The organism is Flavobacterium faecale, assembly GCF_048320115.1.
GTDB classification, from domain to species: domain Bacteria; phylum Bacteroidota; class Bacteroidia; order Flavobacteriales; family Flavobacteriaceae; genus Flavobacterium; species Flavobacterium faecale_A.
Window position 1 is genome coordinate 3,487,010 of record NZ_CP182943.1, and the last position, 17,260, is coordinate 3,504,269.

16 protein-coding genes are annotated in these 17,260 nt (G+C 33.4%); 15 read left to right on the forward strand and 1 reads right to left on the reverse strand.

Annotated features, from left to right (window positions below; translation table 11 throughout):
• Window positions 1–154 precede the first annotated feature (154 nt).
• Window positions 155–460: a thioredoxin gene (gene trxA, locus ACNH59_RS14490; protein WP_418263233.1), complete on the forward strand. Its 306-nt coding sequence runs from the start codon at window positions 155–157 to the stop codon at window positions 458–460.
• A gap of 43 nt (window positions 461–503) precedes the next feature.
• Here trxA and ACNH59_RS14495 read toward each other — a convergent pair whose 3' ends face one another.
• A complete protein-coding gene (locus tag ACNH59_RS14495; RefSeq protein ID WP_418263234.1) occupies window positions 504–5,018 on the reverse strand; it encodes a PAS domain S-box protein in 4,515 nt (1,504 codons plus the stop codon).
• Window positions 5,019–5,233: 215 nt separating this feature from the next.
• Between ACNH59_RS14495 and ACNH59_RS14500 the strand changes: the two genes are divergently transcribed.
• The 14 genes from ACNH59_RS14500 (at window position 5,234) to ACNH59_RS14565 (ending at window position 17,260) form a co-directional block, all read left to right on the forward strand.
• Window positions 5,234–5,689 (forward strand): MarR family winged helix-turn-helix transcriptional regulator, encoded by a 456-nt coding sequence (locus ACNH59_RS14500; protein WP_418263235.1) that lies wholly within the window; start codon window positions 5,234–5,236, stop codon window positions 5,687–5,689.
• Between the two features lie 11 nt (window positions 5,690–5,700).
• A complete protein-coding gene (locus ACNH59_RS14505) occupies window positions 5,701–6,333 on the forward strand; it encodes an NAD(P)H-dependent oxidoreductase (RefSeq protein WP_418263236.1) in 633 nt (210 codons plus the stop codon).
• 24 nt (window positions 6,334–6,357) lie between these two features.
• Entirely contained in the window at window positions 6,358–6,924 is a 567-nt protein-coding gene (locus tag ACNH59_RS14510; protein WP_418263237.1) for a YceI family protein, read from the forward strand.
• Between the two features lie 226 nt (window positions 6,925–7,150).
• Window positions 7,151–7,717, forward strand: a complete 567-nt coding sequence (locus tag ACNH59_RS14515) for a YceI family protein (RefSeq protein ID WP_418263238.1) — start codon at window positions 7,151–7,153, stop codon at window positions 7,715–7,717.
• A gap of 246 nt (window positions 7,718–7,963) precedes the next feature.
• Entirely contained in the window at window positions 7,964–9,364 is a 1,401-nt protein-coding gene (locus tag ACNH59_RS14520; RefSeq protein WP_418263239.1) for an anthranilate synthase component I family protein, read from the forward strand.
• 80 nt (window positions 9,365–9,444) lie between these two features.
• Window positions 9,445–10,011: an anthranilate synthase component II gene (locus ACNH59_RS14525; protein WP_418263240.1), complete on the forward strand. Its 567-nt coding sequence runs from the start codon at window positions 9,445–9,447 to the stop codon at window positions 10,009–10,011.
• Between the two features lie 67 nt (window positions 10,012–10,078).
• A complete protein-coding gene (gene trpD / locus ACNH59_RS14530; RefSeq protein ID WP_418263241.1) occupies window positions 10,079–11,071 on the forward strand; it encodes an anthranilate phosphoribosyltransferase in 993 nt (330 codons plus the stop codon).
• 92 nt (window positions 11,072–11,163) lie between these two features.
• Window positions 11,164–11,955, forward strand: coding sequence for an indole-3-glycerol phosphate synthase TrpC (trpC, locus tag ACNH59_RS14535; RefSeq protein WP_418263242.1), 792 nt, complete (start codon window positions 11,164–11,166; stop codon window positions 11,953–11,955).
• 42 nt (window positions 11,956–11,997) lie between these two features.
• Window positions 11,998–12,615 carry a phosphoribosylanthranilate isomerase gene (locus tag ACNH59_RS14540; RefSeq protein ID WP_418263243.1) on the forward strand — a complete coding sequence of 206 codons (618 nt, stop codon included), beginning with the start codon at window positions 11,998–12,000 and terminating at the stop codon, window positions 12,613–12,615.
• 37 nt (window positions 12,616–12,652) lie between these two features.
• A complete protein-coding gene (gene trpB / locus ACNH59_RS14545) occupies window positions 12,653–13,837 on the forward strand; it encodes a tryptophan synthase subunit beta (protein ID WP_418263244.1) in 1,185 nt (394 codons plus the stop codon).
• A 124-nt stretch (window positions 13,838–13,961) separates the two neighbouring features.
• Window positions 13,962–14,282, forward strand: coding sequence for a gamma-glutamylcyclotransferase family protein (locus ACNH59_RS14550; protein ID WP_418263245.1), 321 nt, complete (start codon window positions 13,962–13,964; stop codon window positions 14,280–14,282).
• 56 nt (window positions 14,283–14,338) lie between these two features.
• A complete protein-coding gene (gene trpA, locus ACNH59_RS14555; RefSeq protein WP_418263246.1) occupies window positions 14,339–15,100 on the forward strand; it encodes a tryptophan synthase subunit alpha in 762 nt (253 codons plus the stop codon).
• A 192-nt stretch (window positions 15,101–15,292) separates the two neighbouring features.
• A complete protein-coding gene (locus tag ACNH59_RS14560) occupies window positions 15,293–15,952 on the forward strand; it encodes a hypothetical protein (protein ID WP_418263247.1) in 660 nt (219 codons plus the stop codon).
• A gap of 168 nt (window positions 15,953–16,120) precedes the next feature.
• Complete coding sequence (locus tag ACNH59_RS14565) at window positions 16,121–17,260, forward strand: hypothetical protein (RefSeq protein WP_418263248.1); 1,140 nt, start codon at window positions 16,121–16,123, stop codon at window positions 17,258–17,260.

Genomic DNA, 17,260 nt, shown 5'->3' on the forward strand with positions numbered 1-17,260 from the left:
CGATTAGCAATTTCGCTATTTTTGATTCAGCAAGCAATTCAATTCCATGAAATCCTATTGGCTTTTATGGGTGCTTTATTTTTATTTCAAGCGCTATTTAACCTGGGATGTGGGTTGAACGGCTGCCCATTACCAACAACTAAAACTAGAAATCATGAACAGTAATTTTGACAGCATTATCAACACTAACAAACCCGTTTTAATAGATTTTTATGCCACTTGGTGTGCTCCCTGTAAAACACTCAGCCCAATTTTAAAAGAAGTTAAGGACAGTCTAGGTGACCAAATTACCATTATTAAAATTGATATTGACAAAAACCCCTCCGTTGCAGGCAAATACCAAGTAAGAAGTGTACCCACCATGATATTATTTCAAAATGGCGAACCACTTTGGAAACAATCTGGAGTTTTGGACAAAAATGAAATTATCAACTCAATTGTTCATAAAGCGAAAATATAACAAAAGGAAGTGTTAGCTAAATAAACTTATCCTTTCAATCCATTTAATTTTCGCACCATTTACATAAAACCTGTTCTAAATCAGAAAAAATGATAGGCTTGGATAAATAATCATTCATTCCAAATTCAAAGCATTTTTCCTTTTCACCTACCAAAATCCCCGCGGTTAAGGCTATAATTGGAACTTTGGAAAAACTTTCATCTTTTCTAATTTCGAAAGAAGCTTCATATCCATTTTTCAAAGGCATTTGGATGTCCATAAAAATGATATCTATTTTTTCTCTTTTGCATTTCTCAATTGCCTGGACTCCATTATAAGCTTCATGGATGATACAATTAGGCATTACTTTTTTAATCAAAGTTTTAGCCAAAAGCATATTTATTTTATTGTCTTCTACCAACAAAATAGTTTTAGAACTTAAAATTTTTAAAACGGAAGGAAACACAGGAATAGTTTCTGACTTATCATTACCCTTCTCTTGAAGTAGTTTCTTAAAATGAACAGAAAAAAAGAAATTACTACCAACTCTATATTTTGATTTCAGTTGTAATTTACTCCCCATTAATTCTAGTAATTGATTGGATATCGACAAGCCTAAACCAGTACCTCCAAATTTTCTACTTGTAGAAGTATCTTCTTGTACAAAAGAACGAAAAATTTTACTATTGTTGTACGATTTAATTCCAATACCTGTGTCTTTTACTGAAAAATGAATCTTGACCATATCATCATAATTGGAAACTTCTTGATAAACCACAAGCCGAACCTCTCCTACTTCTGTAAATTTCAAGGCATTACCAATCAGGTTTACCAAAATTTGTTTTAACCTAACAGGGTCTGCTAAAATAAGTTTAGGCAACTTTTGATCGATGTCGAGTGCCAAATCAATATTTTTTTGACCGGCTTGATACTTAAACATATCAATGATTCGATTGCATAATTCTACCAAATCAACTTTATCAATTTCTAGCTCCAGATTACCTGATTCAATTTTGGAAAAATCAAGAACATCATTGACAATTTGCATTAAAGTGTTGGCAGAGTCATTTACTGTTTTTAAATAATCATTATGATTCTCCACAGAATTAGATTCCATTAGTAAATGTGAGAAACCAATAATCCCATTCAAAGGTGTTCTTATCTCATGACTCATATTGGCTAAGAAATCAGTCTTCGCTTTGCTAGCAGCTTCTGCTTGTTCCTTTGCTTTTTTTAATTCATTTTCCATGAGCTTTTGCTCAGTAATATCAATAAAGCTAATAACAATTTCATCTATTTCTCCATTTTCATTCCAAAGCGGAAAACCATTCACTAAGACCCAAACAACTTTCTTGTTTTTAGGATTTTTTATAGCTGTAGTTAAGTTTTTTATTGACTTATTAGTTCTTATAATTTTATTGACCGGATAATTATCAATTGATAAGGCATTTTGATGTTCATCTAAAAATATCAACTTTTCAACCAATTCTTGCAAAGCTTCTTTATTCTCTGCATTGATACTAAACAGTTCTGACGCTTTATTATTACTCATAATAATAGATTTATCAGGACTGAAAACGATGATTGCAGCATCTAAATTTCCAAGTAACCCCCTGTATCTTCTTTTGCTCTTTACCAATGATTGTTCTATTTTCTTGGTCTGCGTCACATCACGGGAAAGACAAATAAATAGCGTTTCAGCAAAATCTTTATTCTCTAATCTTGAAATGGAGAGTTCAAAACAATGTTTTCCATTAGGCAAATGCAACCAATACTGCTTTCCAATAGAATACCCGTTAATATAGGCTTCATTTATTGCTTTTTCACATACATTTGCAGCTTCTGGTGGTAATATTTCACTATAAGGTTTTCCAATAAATTGTTCAGCAGGAACGGTCAATAGTTCACTGCGACCAGAATGGTAATTTTTTATGATGCCATCTCCTCCTATTTCAAATAATAAATCGGGAAGTGCATCAAAGACAGCTTCCAACCTTTTATTTACGGTCCTAAATTCTTGCTCGGTTTTTTTGAGTTCCGAAATATCCATCATAGAACCAACTAATTTTTCGACATTTCCATCTTTATCCCGAATAATAACAATTCGTTCTAAAAAATTGCCATACTCACCATCCTTTTTTAAGAATCTGAATTCGTCTGACCGCGTGTAATCACCTCGTTGAAACGCCGTATTAAGTCCACTAAGCACCCTTTCTTTATCCTCTGGATGTAATTTGCTTATCCATAATTTTTTATTTTCTTCATTAGTCAAGTTCCCATCAAAAGAACCTATAATTTCATTATGTACTTTATTATACCAACTTTTCTCATTTACAAAATCTAACTCAAAGATTACATCATTTGTGGCCGAAGAGATCATTTCAAACCTTTCATTAGCCTTGATTATTTCTTCTTCTGCTAATTTCATAACGGTAATATCAGTCAATGTACCAATAAAACCAACAACTTGACTTAAAGAATCTTTTTCAGGGATAGCATTCCCCAACAACCATAAAATTTTGCCATCTGGATGTTCAAAACGAAATTCTGCCGACTTCTCGACTCTATTATTAACCAAATCATGCCATAAATCAAGCACATACTTTCTATCATCAAGATGTACTGCTTTGATCCAGTCACAATTTTTATAATCCTCAAACGTTAAACCTGACATCAATTTCATATTAGGACTTACATAAGAAACATTTCCTTCTAAATCAGTCCTAAATATCCCAACTGGTGATACTTCTGCTAGTGAATGGTATCTTTGTTCACTTTCAATCAACTCGTTTTCAGCTTTTTTACGCAAAGCTTCTTTTTCAAATAACTCTAAGGCAAATGCAACATCCCCCGTTGCTTCTTCCAGTAAAGCCTCTTCTGCTTTATCAAAGAAACCAACTTCATCCGAATAAAAAATAAATAAGCCCACCACTTGACCAAATTTTTTAATAGGCAAAGTCATCAATGCCCTAAAATCTCTTGCTAAAGCTTCTTCTTTCCAGTTATCCATCAGAGGATCATTGGCAATATCATTACAAACTACAGTGTGACCTTCCCTTAAACAGATTCCTGCGGGTCCATTACTGTATTTATCCTTACTAGTACTTACATTCTTTAGAAGTTCTCTATAACCATCATCGGCCCCTGCCGACATAACTGGAACTAATTTATTAGTATTTTCATCTAATAAACCAATGCAAGCCATTTTAAATCCACCTAAGTCCACCGCTATATCACAAGCTTTTCTGAACAAGGTTTCTTCATCTTTGGTCTGAACAATCATTTGGTTGATTTGGCTGATAAAGAAATAAAGTCTATTAGATTTTAATAGTTTTTGTTTGTCCATTATTTTTTCAGAAATATCAGTAATGATTCCGTGACAAACAACAGCTCCATCAGGTTCCACAACAGGTAATGAATGTACTTCATGCCAAATACAGCCTTTGTCAGGATGGTTGTATCTATATTCGCAATTTAGAGGAACCAAATCTGTTTTAGTCTTAATGATACTTTGCATCAAACTGTCAATATCATCAGGATGAACTAATTTAAATATACTCATCGCATCCATTTCTACCTCCATAGATGTCAATCCAAAAATTGCTCCCATAGCATCACTTATATAAGGAAAACTAATTCCTCCTTCATTGTCTTGGCGCATGGAATAAATTAGTCCAGGAGCAGTAGATGCTATTTTTAGAAACTTATCTCTTTCCTCTCTTAGAGCATTGGTAATTCTTTCTCTCTCAGTAACGTCCCTAAGATTTACGACAATACCATTAATGACACCATCATTTAACTTATTGTTTATCGTTCCTTCTAACCAAATATAATGTCCTTCTTGATGTTTTACTTGAAATAAAACAGGAATATTAAGATTAGGATTCGCTAGTGATTCTTTAACTTTTTGTTGTGTATATTCAATAAAATCAGGATGTAAATGGACTAAGGCTGATGATTCTTTCTCCTTATCAAAAGACATGCCTGTGATTTTTTCTGAAGAAGCCGCTCTAAAAATAACTTTCATATTTTCATCAACCACTGAAATAATCTCTTCATTATTTTCAACTAAAGCTCTAAACCGCTTCTCATTTAATTTTAATAAATCTTTATTCTTGCGCTGTTCTGTAATGTCTCTAAATAAAACTGAAATTCCATTAGGCGAAGGATAAATATGATTTTCAAACCACAAATCAAAGGAAGGATAATATTGTTCTAAATAAGTGTATTCTTGATTTTCAAAGGCCAAATGATATGCCTCATAAAAGGGTAGTTCTTTTCCGTTTGGATAAAGCTCCCATATACTTTGACCAATCACCTCCTTTGGATTACAATTTAAATAGGTAGCCGCTGTTTGGTTCATATAAGTGTAACACCAATTGGCATCTAAGGCTATAAAAGCTTCTGTTATTCTTTCATAAAAAGAATCAAACAACAGCTTCCCCTGAAGTTCATTATCTTTATTAATGGAAGTTTTTAAGTTTACTCCAGCACTATGGTTTTGTAAATCATCAATCACTTTTTCTAATTCAGCTATTTTCAACTGCAATTGTTCGTACGTAGGTGTATCTCTTTCCATTTCCACTATGTTACATTGTAATCAATCCCTTATATTAACATTAAATAAATGTAATACTTTTTTAGCAAAAAGCAATCTTTTAAATTAATAAAAAAAAACATAATACTCAGATTTTATTTCTGTTATAAAAATAAATGTTAAAAAAACATAAAATTTGTATATACAAATAAAATAACAACTACATTTGTACCAACAAATATCAAAAAAGTTGAATTATGAAAATAGAAGAAATAACCAAAACTAATACATCGCTGGATGATGCAACGAAAGTTATTTTAAATATAGTGTACACTGAAAAAGTAATTTCAGAACAATTCAGCGAAATACTAAAACCTTATGATTTATCAAGTGAACAATACAACGTATTACGAATATTGAGAGGTCAAAAAGGAAATCCAGCTAATATGTGTCTTATACAAGAACGTATGATAGCCAAAACGAGTAACACCACTCGCTTAGTAGACAAACTACTACTAAAAGAATTAGTCACCCGAAAAGTTTGTCCTGATAATAGAAGAAAAATTGAAGTCTTAATTACTCAAAAAGGGCTAAACACACTAACCGAACTGGACCCTAAAATTAAGGAACATGAAATTTCATTTTCAAAAAGACTTAGTTCAACCGAACTGAATCAATTAAACGAATTGCTAGAAAAATACAGAAACAATTAATATTAAAAACAATGAACACATTTATAGAAAAACAAAATTGGAGATACGCTACCAAAAAATTTGATGCAAGCAAAAAAATTTCCGCAGAAGATTTAGACTTTTTGAAAGAAGCTATACGACTAAGCTCTTCTTCTTACGGCCTACAACCTTACAAAGTTTTGATCGTTGAAAACCCTGAGCTAAGAGCTAAAATTCAACCCGCAGCTTGGGGACAATCACAAATTGTTGAAGCTTCACATCTTGTTATTTTTGCCAATATAACAGATGTCAACGAAACAACTATAGATCAGTATTTTCAAAACATCAGTAAAACCCGTAATATTCCGCATGAAAATCTATCTGGATTTGCTGATTTTATGAAGTCAAAAATTCTCCCTTTAAGCTCTGAGACCAAAAACATCTGGACATCAAAACAGACTTATCTAGCAATGGGAAACCTCCTGAATGCTGCAGCCGAAAAACAAATCGATGTTACACCTATGGAAGGCTTCATCCCTGAACAGGTAAACGAGATCCTAGGACTCGATGAATTAGGACTAAATGCTACCCTTATCGCAACAATTGGATACAGACACCATGAGGATGATACTCAACATTATAAAAAAGTTAGAAAATCAAAAGAAGAACTATTTATCACTTTATAATTATTAATCACACACTTTAAAACAATGAAAAAATTAAAAACAATTGCACTAGCCTTAGTATTAGTATTTACTACAGCAAACATCAATGCACAAACTAAGAAAATTGACGCTGCTAAAAGCAACATCAACTGGGTAGGTAAAAAAGTAACCGGAAAACATAACGGAACTGTAAATTTCAAAGAAGGCCAGTTAATTTTTAAAAATTCTAAATTAGTAGGTGGAAATTTCACTGTAGACATGAATTCGATGACCGCAACAGATCTATCAGGTGAATACCAACAAAAATTAGACGGACATTTAAAATCAGATGACTTTTTTGGAACTGAAAAATATCCAACTTCTACTTTAGTATTTAAAAAGATTGCCCCAAAATCAAAAGATGTTTATACGGTAACTGGAGATTTAATTATCAAAGGTAAAGCAAATCCAATCACTTTTAACCTAGCGGTAAAAGGTAATACGGCAAGCACAACATTTAATGTAAATAGAACCAAATACGACATCAAGTACGGTTCAGGAAGCTTTTTTGACAACCTAGGAGACAAAGCGATTTCAGATGAATTTGAATTGGCTGTGAATTTACAATTCTAAAAAGTAGTTACAGAATTACTAAAGCACCTCTAAGCAATAGCGTTTAGAGGTGTTTTTTTTATCTAAAACTCAAAATAACTGTTAATATTAACTAATGACAACCAATTGTTTACTGATAATTAGTTTAAATATTATGATTTTATTGTAACTTTGAGAAAGAACATTATTACATATTCGATAATTAAACATACAACATATAATTTTATTAACTAAAACCATCTATACAATGAAAAATCTAAAACTACTACTACTCGCACTCCTTGTTATCTTCAGTTTCACAAAATTAGAAGCGCAAGACAAAAAAATAGATGTTTCCAAAAGTATCATTAAATGGACTGGGAAAAAAATAACTGGACAGCACGAAGGAACAATTAAATTTAAAGAAGGCGTCTTAATGTTCAACAATAATAAAGTTGTTGGTGGCCGATTTATCGCTGACATGACTACACTGGACAACACAGACCAAACAGGGAGTTCAAAAGCCAAACTTGAAGGACATTTAAAATCAGACGATTTTTTTGGTATCTATAATTTTGACACTTCTCTTTTAACATTCAAAACAGTTACAAGCAAAGGCAATAATGTCTACACAATCATAGGCACCTTAACTATCAAAGGAAAATCACATCCAATTATTTTTGATTTAATTGTAAAAGGAAACACGGCTATGGCAAATCTAAGTGTTGACCGAACAAAATATGACATTAGATATGGATCAGGAAGCTTTTTTGACGACTTAGGCGATAAGACTATCTACGATCAATTTGACCTTAATGTTTACTTGGTGTTTTAACCAAAATCTAACAAAATTAATCATATTTTAGTATTTAAAATTTGAAAAATCAAATTACATTTATATATTTGCCCTATGAAATTTACAAATAAAAATACTTGGTGGTGGAACAATTTACGTCAATAGTCGTGAACTAAGCTCCTATGGTATTATTTCTATAAAAATATATAAAAAAGGCTTGTCAACACGACAAGCCTTTTTTCAATTAAAAAAATCAGAGTCAACTAATTTTAAAATCAAAATAAATTGAAACCATTTATACTCAAAACCCACTATAAACAAATATTGGCAGACACCATTACTCCTGTGAGTGTGTATCTGAAAATTAGAGATAAATTCCCTAATAGTTTATTGCTTGAAAGTAGTGACTATCATGGAAGTGACAATAGTTTTTCCTATATCTGTTGCAATCCTATTGCTTCTTTCAAAATCGAAAACGAAACCATTTATAAAAATTTTCCTGACGGAACGACTGAAACTATTACTATTGATGCAAAAACAGATATTCCACAGATTATTCAAGAGTTCTCAGGGCAATTTCAATCGGAGAAAAATGATTTCAAATTCATCAATAATGGATTATTTGGATACATTTCCTATGATGCCGTTCGTTATTTTGAAAAAGTAACAATTGCCAAAAAAGAAAATAGCAACACCATTCCTGATGTTTATTACGCAGTTTACCAAAATATTATTGCAATAAACCATTTTAAAAACCAAGCCTATATTTTTTGTCACAGTTTAGATGGTCGTAATAACATCTCTGAGTTAGAGCAATTATTGCAATCTCGAAACTTGTCAACTTATAGTTTTACTAGAGAAGGTGAAGGATTTTCAAACCTAACAGATGAGGAATTCAAACAAAATGTTGCCTTAGCCAAAAAACATTGTTACAGAGGTGACGTTTTTCAATTAGTATTATCGAGACGATTCACCCAAGGATTCAAAGGAGACGAATTTAATGTTTATAGAGCGTTACGAAGCATAAACCCTTCTCCTTACCTCTTCTTTTTTGACTATGGCGATTTCAAAATATTTGGCTCTTCTCCTGAAGCACAAATTATTGTCAAAGACCGTAAAGCCGAAATTCATCCTATTGCAGGAACGTTCAAACGTACAGGTGATGACGAAAAAGACGCTATTTTAGCGAAACAACTATCCGAAGATAAAAAAGAAAATAGTGAACATGTCATGTTAGTTGACTTAGCTCGAAATGACTTGAGTCGTCACGGTCATAACGTAAATGTTGAACGTTACAGAGAAGTACAGTTCTTTTCACACGTCATTCACTTAGTATCTAAAGTTACAGGACATTTGCATGACAATGCTACAACTTTACAAGTGGTTGCCGATACTTTCCCTGCGGGAACTTTGAGCGGCGCTCCTAAACACAGAGCCATGCAATTGATTGAAGATTACGAAAAAACTAATCGCAATTTTTATGGAGGTGCCATTGGTTTTATGGATTTTGAAGGTAATTTCAATCATGCCATTATGATTCGAACTTTCTTGAGTAAAAATCATCAACTACATTCACAGGCTGGAGCTGGAATTGTAGCGAGTTCTAATGAAGAAAGTGAAATGCAAGAAGTATACAACAAATTGAGAGCTTTAAATACGGCTTTGGATTTAGCAGAAACAATATAGAAACGATAATAAGTTAAGTAGTGAATGTTAAGCACTAAAAATTAATAACCATTCACTCCTAACTTACAATTTTAATGAAAATGAAAAAAATACTAGTTATAGATAATTACGATAGTTTCACTTATAATTTAGTGCATTATCTGGAAGATTTGAATTGCGAGGTTACGGTATATCGAAATGACGAATTTGACATAGACGAAATAGCACATTTCGACAAAATCTTACTTTCTCCAGGACCTGGAATCCCAGACGAAGCAGGTTTATTAAAACCTGTCATTGCTAAATACGGCGCAACAAAAAGTATCTTTGGAGTATGTCTTGGCCAACAAGCTATTGGTGAAGTATACGGCGGAACACTTTCTAATCTTGACAATGTGTATCATGGTGTAGCCACTAACGTAAAAACAGTAGTTGACGATGAAGTTTTATTTCAAGGTTTAGGAAAGGAATTTGAAGTAGGACGCTACCACTCATGGGTAGTTGACGCTACTTTACCTGATGCTCTCGAAGCTACTTCTTTTGACGAAAATGGACAAGTTATGTCATTGCGTCATAAAACATTTGATGTTCGTGGCGTACAATTTCATCCTGAAAGTGTTTTAACACCAAACGGAAAAAAAATGCTTGAAAACTGGGTTAACAGCTAGTAAGCAGTATTCAGTTAATAAAAACTTAGAACCTTAAGTACATAGATTCTTAGCAACTTTAAAAAAAATGAAAAACATTCTCAATAGATTAATCAATAACGAAATGCTTTCTAAGGAAGAAGCTAAAAACGTTTTGGTTAATATTTCTAACGGAAGTTATAATCCAAGTCAAATTGCCTCTTTTTTAACCGTATACATGATGCGAAGCATTAGTATTGATGAATTGGCTGGATTTAGAGAAGCCCTTTTAGAATTATGCGTTCGCATTGATTTATCTGATTACAACACAATTGATTTAGTTGGTACTGGAGGAGATGGCAAAGACACTTTTAACATCTCAACTTTAGCTTCCTTCATAACTGCCGGAGCAGGAATAAAAGTAACTAAACACGGTAATTATGGGGTTTCTTCTATTACTGGTTCTAGTAATGTAATGGAGAGTTTAGGAGTTAAATTCAGCAATGATGCCGATTTTCTAAAAAAATGTGTGGATGAGGCTGGAATTTGCATTCTACACGCACCCTTATTTCATCCTGCAATGAAAAACGTGGGACCTATTAGAAGAGAACTGGGTGTACGAACCATTTTTAACATTCTCGGACCAATGATTAATCCATCATTTCCTAAAAATCAATTATTAGGGGTTTTCAATTTGGAATTGGCTAGAATGTATGGTTATCTATACCAAAATACCGACAGTAATTTCACCATTGTTCACGCACTGGACGGTTATGACGAAATATCATTAACGGGACCTGCTAAAATCATCACCAAAAGCACAGAAAGAATGTTGAATCCAGAAGATTTTGGTGTTCGATTAATACAACAAAGTGAAATTGAGGGTGGAAACACTATTGAAGAATCAGCGCAAATGTTTGTAAATATCATTTCTGGAAAAGGAACTGAAGCCCAAAACAATGTAGTTTGTGCCAATGCAGCCATGGCAATTGCTACGGTGACAAATTGCAATCCATTAGAAGGTTTTGAAAAAGCTAAAGAAAGTTTGCTTTCTGGAAAAGGATTAAATGCGTTGCTTAAATTGCAAGAATTGAGTCGATAAATAGTTTAAGATGTAGTATTTAAAGTTGAATCATAAGACGAATAGAATAGAACTTTAAACACTAAAACTTTAAACTTTAAACATAATACATAATGAACATCCTAGATAGAATCATAGTTGACAAAAAACAAGAAGTTATTCTAAAGAAATCAATCATTCCTGTTTCACAATTGGAAGCTTCAGTATTTTTTTCGAAAGAAACAATTTCGTTAAGCCAAAATTTAAAAAATAGCCATTCAGGAATCATCGCCGAACACAAACGACGTTCGCCATCTAAATCCGTTATCAACCACGGATTTACGGTTGAAGAAGTCGTAAAAGGATATGAAGACGCAGGCGCTTGCGGAATCTCTGTATTGACTGATGGAAAATATTTTGGCGGTTCATTAGACGATTTATTGTTGGCAAGAGCATCTGTAAATATCCCGCTATTGCGAAAAGAATTCATTGTAGATGAATACCAAATCTTGGAAGCCAAAGCTCACGGAGCCGACTTGATTTTACTAATCGCAGCGGTTTTAACTCGCGAGGAAATCAAATCATTGTCTGAATTCGCACATAGTCTTGGACTAGAGGTTTTATTGGAAGTTCATAATCTAGAAGAATTAGAAAAATCAATCATGCCTACATTAGATATGATTGGAGTGAACAATAGAAACCTAAAAACCTTTGAAGTAAGTTTGGATTTCAGCAAGCATTTGGCCGATAAAATTCCAAATGAATTTGTAAAAGTTTCTGAAAGTGGCATCAGTAGTATTGAAGCCATAACTGAATTAAAACCCTATGGATACAAAGGTTTCTTAATTGGTGAAAACTTCATGAAAACAGATAATGCGGGAAAAGCGGCAACAGAATTTATTCAGCAGTTAGAAGGTAAAGCTTAAAGGCTATACGATTAAACTTTGCAAAACAAAAACAACAACAAAATGAAAATCAAAATTTGCGGAATGAAATACCCCGACAATATAATCGAAGTAGGATCGCTCCTACCCGATTATATGGGATTTATATTTTGGGAAAAATCAGCACGATATTTTGATGGAGTAATACCTTCATTACCGGAAAGCATCAAGAAAACTGGGGTTTTTGTCAATGAAACCATTGAAGAAATTTTACAAAAAGTAAGCCTTAACAATTTACAAGCCGTACAATTACACGGCAAAGAATCTGTGGAATTTTGTACCGAACTAAAAAGCAAATTACAGAAAAGGACAGAAATAATTAAAGTTTTTTCTATATTAGACGACTTTAATTTTGAGGTACTAAAACCCTATGAATCAGTATGTGACTACTTCCTTTTTGACACTAAAGGGAAGCTTCCTGGCGGAAACGGAACCACATTTGACTGGAAAGTACTCGAAAACTATCCTTCTAGTAAACCTTTTTTCCTTAGTGGCGGAATCGGTTTAGATGAAATGGAGGCTGTAAATGAAATATTAAAAACCAATTTACCTATTCACGCCATTGACGTAAATAGCAAATTTGAAATAGAACCAGGATTAAAAAACATAGAGACATTACAATGTCTCTCAACAATAAAGTAAAGACGGACCGAAGTACGTTTTCATAAAAAAATAAAATATGGGATCATATAATGTAGACGAAAAAGGGTATTATGGCGAATTTGGCGGTGCTTACATCCCCGAAATGCTCTATCCAAATGTTGAAGAATTACGTCAAAACTACCTTAAAATTACAGCAGAACCTGATTTTAAAGCCGAGTTTGATCAGTTGTTAAAGGATTACGTGGGACGTCCTAGTCCGTTGTACTACGCAAAACGTTTATCAGAAAAATTCAACACCAAGATTTATCTCAAGAGAGAAGATTTGAATCATACAGGTGCGCACAAAATCAACAATACCATCGGGCAGATTCTAGTTGCTAAAAAACTAGGAAAAAATCGCATCATTGCTGAAACAGGTGCAGGACAACACGGAGTGGCGACTGCTACAGTTTGTGCCTTGATGGGCTTAGAATGCATTGTTTATATGGGAGAAATTGACATCAAACGTCAAGCCCCCAATGTAGCTCGTATGAAAATGTTAGGTGCCGAAGTACGTCCAGCCAAATCAGGTTCTCGTACTTTGAAAGACGCAACTAATGAGGCCATTCGCGATTGGATCAACAACCCTGTTGACACCCATTACATTATTGGCTCAGCCATTGGCCCACACCCTTATCCTGATATGGTGACCCGTTTTCAAAGCATCATTTCTGAGGAAATCAAATGGCAATTAAACGAAAAAGAAGGACGTGAAAACCCAGACTATGTTGTAGCTTGTATCGGTGGAGGTAGTAATGCGGCAGGTACTTTTTATCATTTTTTACATGAACCAGAAGTAGGTATCATAGCCGTTGAAGCAGCAGGAAAAGGAGTCAATTCTGGACACAGTGCCGCTACTAGCAAACTAGGTAAAATGGGGGTTATCCACGGCTGTAAAACCTTGTTGATGCAATCCCTCGACGGACAAATTACAGAACCTTATTCTATTTCGGCAGGATTGGACTATCCAGGAGTAGGACCTATGCACGCGCATCTGGCGACCTCAGGACGTGGCGAATTCTACTCAATGACTGATGATGAAGCTATGAAAGCAGGTTTTGAGTTGGCACAATTAGAAGGAATCATTCCTGCAATTGAGTCTTCCCATGCCTTGGCAGTTTTAAAAGAGAAAAAATTCAAACCCGAAGATATTGTAGTCATTTGCCTTTCAGGTCGTGGAGACAAAGATTTAGAAACTTATATCGATTATTTTAAATTATAGTTAGGGTTTATCTTGAATTTATTTCAGGTCGTTCCCGCAAAAAAAATCGGGTTGACCCTGACAATTCGGGACCATCTTTAACGCACACACAACAACATTAGGCATTACATTAAAAAAAGAGAACATGGCAAATTTATTCGCATACGGAACATTAAAAGACACTGATATCCAACAAAACATTTTCGGTCGCCTTTTGAAAGGAACTCCAGAAAGGTTGATTGGCTATACCATTACCCAAATTGAAATCGAAGAAGAGTTCGGGATGGAAACCTACCCTATCATCACGGCTACAGAAAATCCAAAAGACATCATCACAGGATGGCTTTACGAAGTTACCGATGAAGAAATACAACTTGCTGACACCTATGAAGGTTTGCATTACAAACGTGCTGAAGTAACTGTAGAATCAAACGTAAAAGCTTGGGCCTACATCGTTACCAATTAAAAAAGCAATTACCTCAAAAAGCCAGAGTTCCCTCTGATAAAAATAGAACGGTTACAATGAATAGAATCGAACAAAAATTACAAGAAGATCAAAAAATACTCTCCATCTACTTTTCAGCTGGATATCCTAATCTAAACGACACAGTCCAAATCATTCAAGATTTAGAAAAAAACGGCGTGGATTTAATCGAAATAGGCTTGCCTTTTAGCGATCCTTTAGCTGATGGACCTACGATTCAAGAAAGTTCCACAGCAGCTTTACACAACGGCATGACTACTGAAATTTTATTCAGCCAACTGAAGGACATTCGCAAAACGGTATCGATTCCGTTGATCATCATGGGCTATTTCAACCCTATGATGCAGTATGGTGTAGAAGCTTTTTGTGCCAAATGTGCTGAAGTAGGCATTGATGGATTAATCATTCCTGATTTACCCGTAGACGTTTATGCAGATGAATACCAAGCCATTTTTGAAAAACACGGATTAATCAATGTTTTCCTTATCACGCCACAAACCTCTGACGAGCGCATTCGTTTTATCGACAGCGTTTCTAACGGATTTATTTATATGGTAAGTTCAGCTAGTGTGACTGGTTCTCAATCTGGTTTTGGCAGCACACAAGAAGACTACTTCAAACGCATTGCCAACATGAACTTAAAAAACCAACAAATCATCGGTTTTGGAATCAACAATGCAGAAACCTTCAACCAAGCGACTGAATATGCCAAAGGAGCGATTATTGGTAGTGCTTTCATCAAACATTTGACTGAGGAAGGAACTTCTAAAATATCAGAATTTGTGAAAGCGATTCGATAAGATTTACTTTTATTCAAAATTTACAAGGCGTTTAATCTCGATATAAATTGAGATTAAACGCTTTTTTTATATACAAATTTATAATGATTTTTTCTTACATTAGCTTAATGAAATAATATCCGCCGTTTGTCAGAACTATATACAAGTCTCACCAATTTTAAAAACAACCAAAAGATAAATACTCATAAAAAAATGAAAATAAATTTATTAACTATTTTGACAATCACCCTTTTGACAAGTTGTATTGGGACAAATAAATTTACAAGTTTTTCTGAACCTAAGTTTCAAGAAGTAAAAACAAACTCAGCAAATAACAGTTTTACATTTGACTTAACTGGACTTGAAAGTAAAACCAGCATAATTACTTCGACTAAAGTAAAATCGCAATTTATTCCTGCTATACTTTATTGGCAGTGGAACAATACAATAAAATGCGAAATTAATCCTGTTACAGTCGGGCAATTATTTCAAATAAATTTTATGCAATATGTAGACTCCTTGAAAATTTCAGAAAAACTACAAGGAAGAAAACTTGAAATGAAAGTAGAAAAAATTCCAAACAGTTTCGTTTATACACACAAAGGGAATTCCATTATTCTAATTGTTGCATATACAGTTAGTGATTTAGAGGCAATTTTTCCTCAAGAACAAGACTTAGTAGTAAGTTACAAAATGACACAAAATGGTTCGACAATAAAAGAAGGAAAACTAACTGCAAGCAATAAAGACCAAACAATTAAAAATGTATGGAAGTCGACAAAGAAGTTTACTTGGTTGTATATTGACCAGTTTAAGCAAAATACCAACTCAATGGCAAAAGAGATAGTTGATAAACTTGTTAAAGAGATATAAAAAATGATGCTAAAGTAAACCTACAGCTAGTACCCGCATAGAAAATCGATTCATAAGAACAACATTGAAAGTACAACTTTCCGCTATTCAAATTAGAATTAAATACCTTAGCAACTGCTAGTTTTCAAAAATATCCACAAATTCAATCTCAACATTCCTCAATCATACATGAAAAAATCCATTTTATTAGTATTGACATTGGTTTCCTTATTACTGCATGCTCAAGACAAAATAGCTGTTCAAAAAGTCAATATCAAATCCACTTTATTTGAGGAAGAAAACAATGAAATTCCAAAAGTGATTCCTTTAAAAAAAGAATATACTGCTGTTGCTAACAAGATTAATCAATTCATTTTAGAGGAATTCATGATTGAAGGATTTCAATTAAAGAAAGAAGAAGATTTTAGATATTCTGATTGCAAATTCAAATACCAATTAAGCCCCACTCATTTATACCTCAAAACAGAAGGAGAATACTTGGGGCCTTATCCAAGTCCATTTGAAAGAGAGCTGATTTTTAATTTAAAAAATGGAGCTGTTGAAAATAACGAAAATATTCCGTTTCAGGCTTTTTTTACGCTGAACGGATATTTGGATTTTATGGAGAAACATTGGTTAACGGAAGCCAAGAAAGAATTTGTTACCGCCATCAAAGATTGTGAAGGCTCTGAACCTTATTGCTCTTATTACGATATTGAGAAATATGAAGTAACAAACAACCAATTAACAATTTCACTAACAAATGATTGTTATCCTCATGTTGCGAAAGCCTGCACGCCTTATTTGACCAAATCCTTTTCTAAGGAGGTTATGAAAAAATTTTTAAGTGAATGGGGTTATAAAATTTTATTTAATGCCAATTATACTTCTAAAAAAGCAATAGATAAATTTATAATCAATCAAAAAGAAAGAAATAATGCTGAAAACAACATTTTCCTTTTTGGAAAAATAAACAAATTGTATCCTATTAGTATGGCTTTAACACTTTCCAATAAAGACAATTCGGTAAGCGGATATTATTACTATGACAAGAAAAAAATTAAAATTAAAATAAAGCTCAGGGGGACATATTCCACAAACGCTATTTCCCTAAACGAATTTACAAACAACCAAAACACTGGGAATTTTAGTTTGAAATTCAGCGAGAACTATAATGAAGATGGAATTTTTATCGACGATAATGACAACCAATCAAAGTACTTAACGGGAAATTGGTCAAACAACAAAAATCATTTTAAAATTATTTTTAATGCTATAGTATTTAATAAATACCCCAAAATAATGCTGGCTAAACAAACAAAAAACTAA

What these genes read in the sequence shown, in the direction of transcription:
- trpC (WP_418263242.1), top strand. Translation starts at nt 11,164, where the DNA reads ATGAACATCCTAGATAGAATCATAGTTGACAAAAAACAAGAAGTTATT.
- ACNH59_RS14560 (WP_418263247.1), top strand. Translation starts at nt 15,293, where the DNA reads ATGAAAATAAATTTATTAACTATTTTGACAATCACCCTTTTGACAAGT.
- trpD (WP_418263241.1), top strand. Translation starts at nt 10,079, where the DNA reads ATGAAAAACATTCTCAATAGATTAATCAATAACGAAATGCTTTCTAAG.
- ACNH59_RS14500 (WP_418263235.1), top strand. Translation starts at nt 5,234, where the DNA reads ATGAAAATAGAAGAAATAACCAAAACTAATACATCGCTGGATGATGCA.
- ACNH59_RS14515 (WP_418263238.1), top strand. Translation starts at nt 7,151, where the DNA reads ATGAAAAATCTAAAACTACTACTACTCGCACTCCTTGTTATCTTCAGT.
- trpA (WP_418263246.1), top strand. Translation starts at nt 14,339, where the DNA reads ATGAATAGAATCGAACAAAAATTACAAGAAGATCAAAAAATACTCTCC.
- ACNH59_RS14495 (WP_418263234.1), bottom strand. Translation starts at nt 5,018, where the DNA reads ATGGAAAGAGATACACCTACGTACGAACAATTGCAGTTGAAAATAGCT.
- trpB (WP_418263244.1), top strand. Translation starts at nt 12,653, where the DNA reads ATGGGATCATATAATGTAGACGAAAAAGGGTATTATGGCGAATTTGGC.
- ACNH59_RS14510 (WP_418263237.1), top strand. Translation starts at nt 6,358, where the DNA reads ATGAAAAAATTAAAAACAATTGCACTAGCCTTAGTATTAGTATTTACT.
- ACNH59_RS14550 (WP_418263245.1), top strand. Translation starts at nt 13,962, where the DNA reads ATGGCAAATTTATTCGCATACGGAACATTAAAAGACACTGATATCCAA.
- ACNH59_RS14540 (WP_418263243.1), top strand. Translation starts at nt 11,998, where the DNA reads ATGAAAATCAAAATTTGCGGAATGAAATACCCCGACAATATAATCGAA.
- ACNH59_RS14505 (WP_418263236.1), top strand. Translation starts at nt 5,701, where the DNA reads ATGAACACATTTATAGAAAAACAAAATTGGAGATACGCTACCAAAAAA.
- ACNH59_RS14565 (WP_418263248.1), top strand. Translation starts at nt 16,121, where the DNA reads ATGAAAAAATCCATTTTATTAGTATTGACATTGGTTTCCTTATTACTG.
- ACNH59_RS14525 (WP_418263240.1), top strand. Translation starts at nt 9,445, where the DNA reads ATGAAAAAAATACTAGTTATAGATAATTACGATAGTTTCACTTATAAT.
- trxA (WP_418263233.1), top strand. Translation starts at nt 155, where the DNA reads ATGAACAGTAATTTTGACAGCATTATCAACACTAACAAACCCGTTTTA.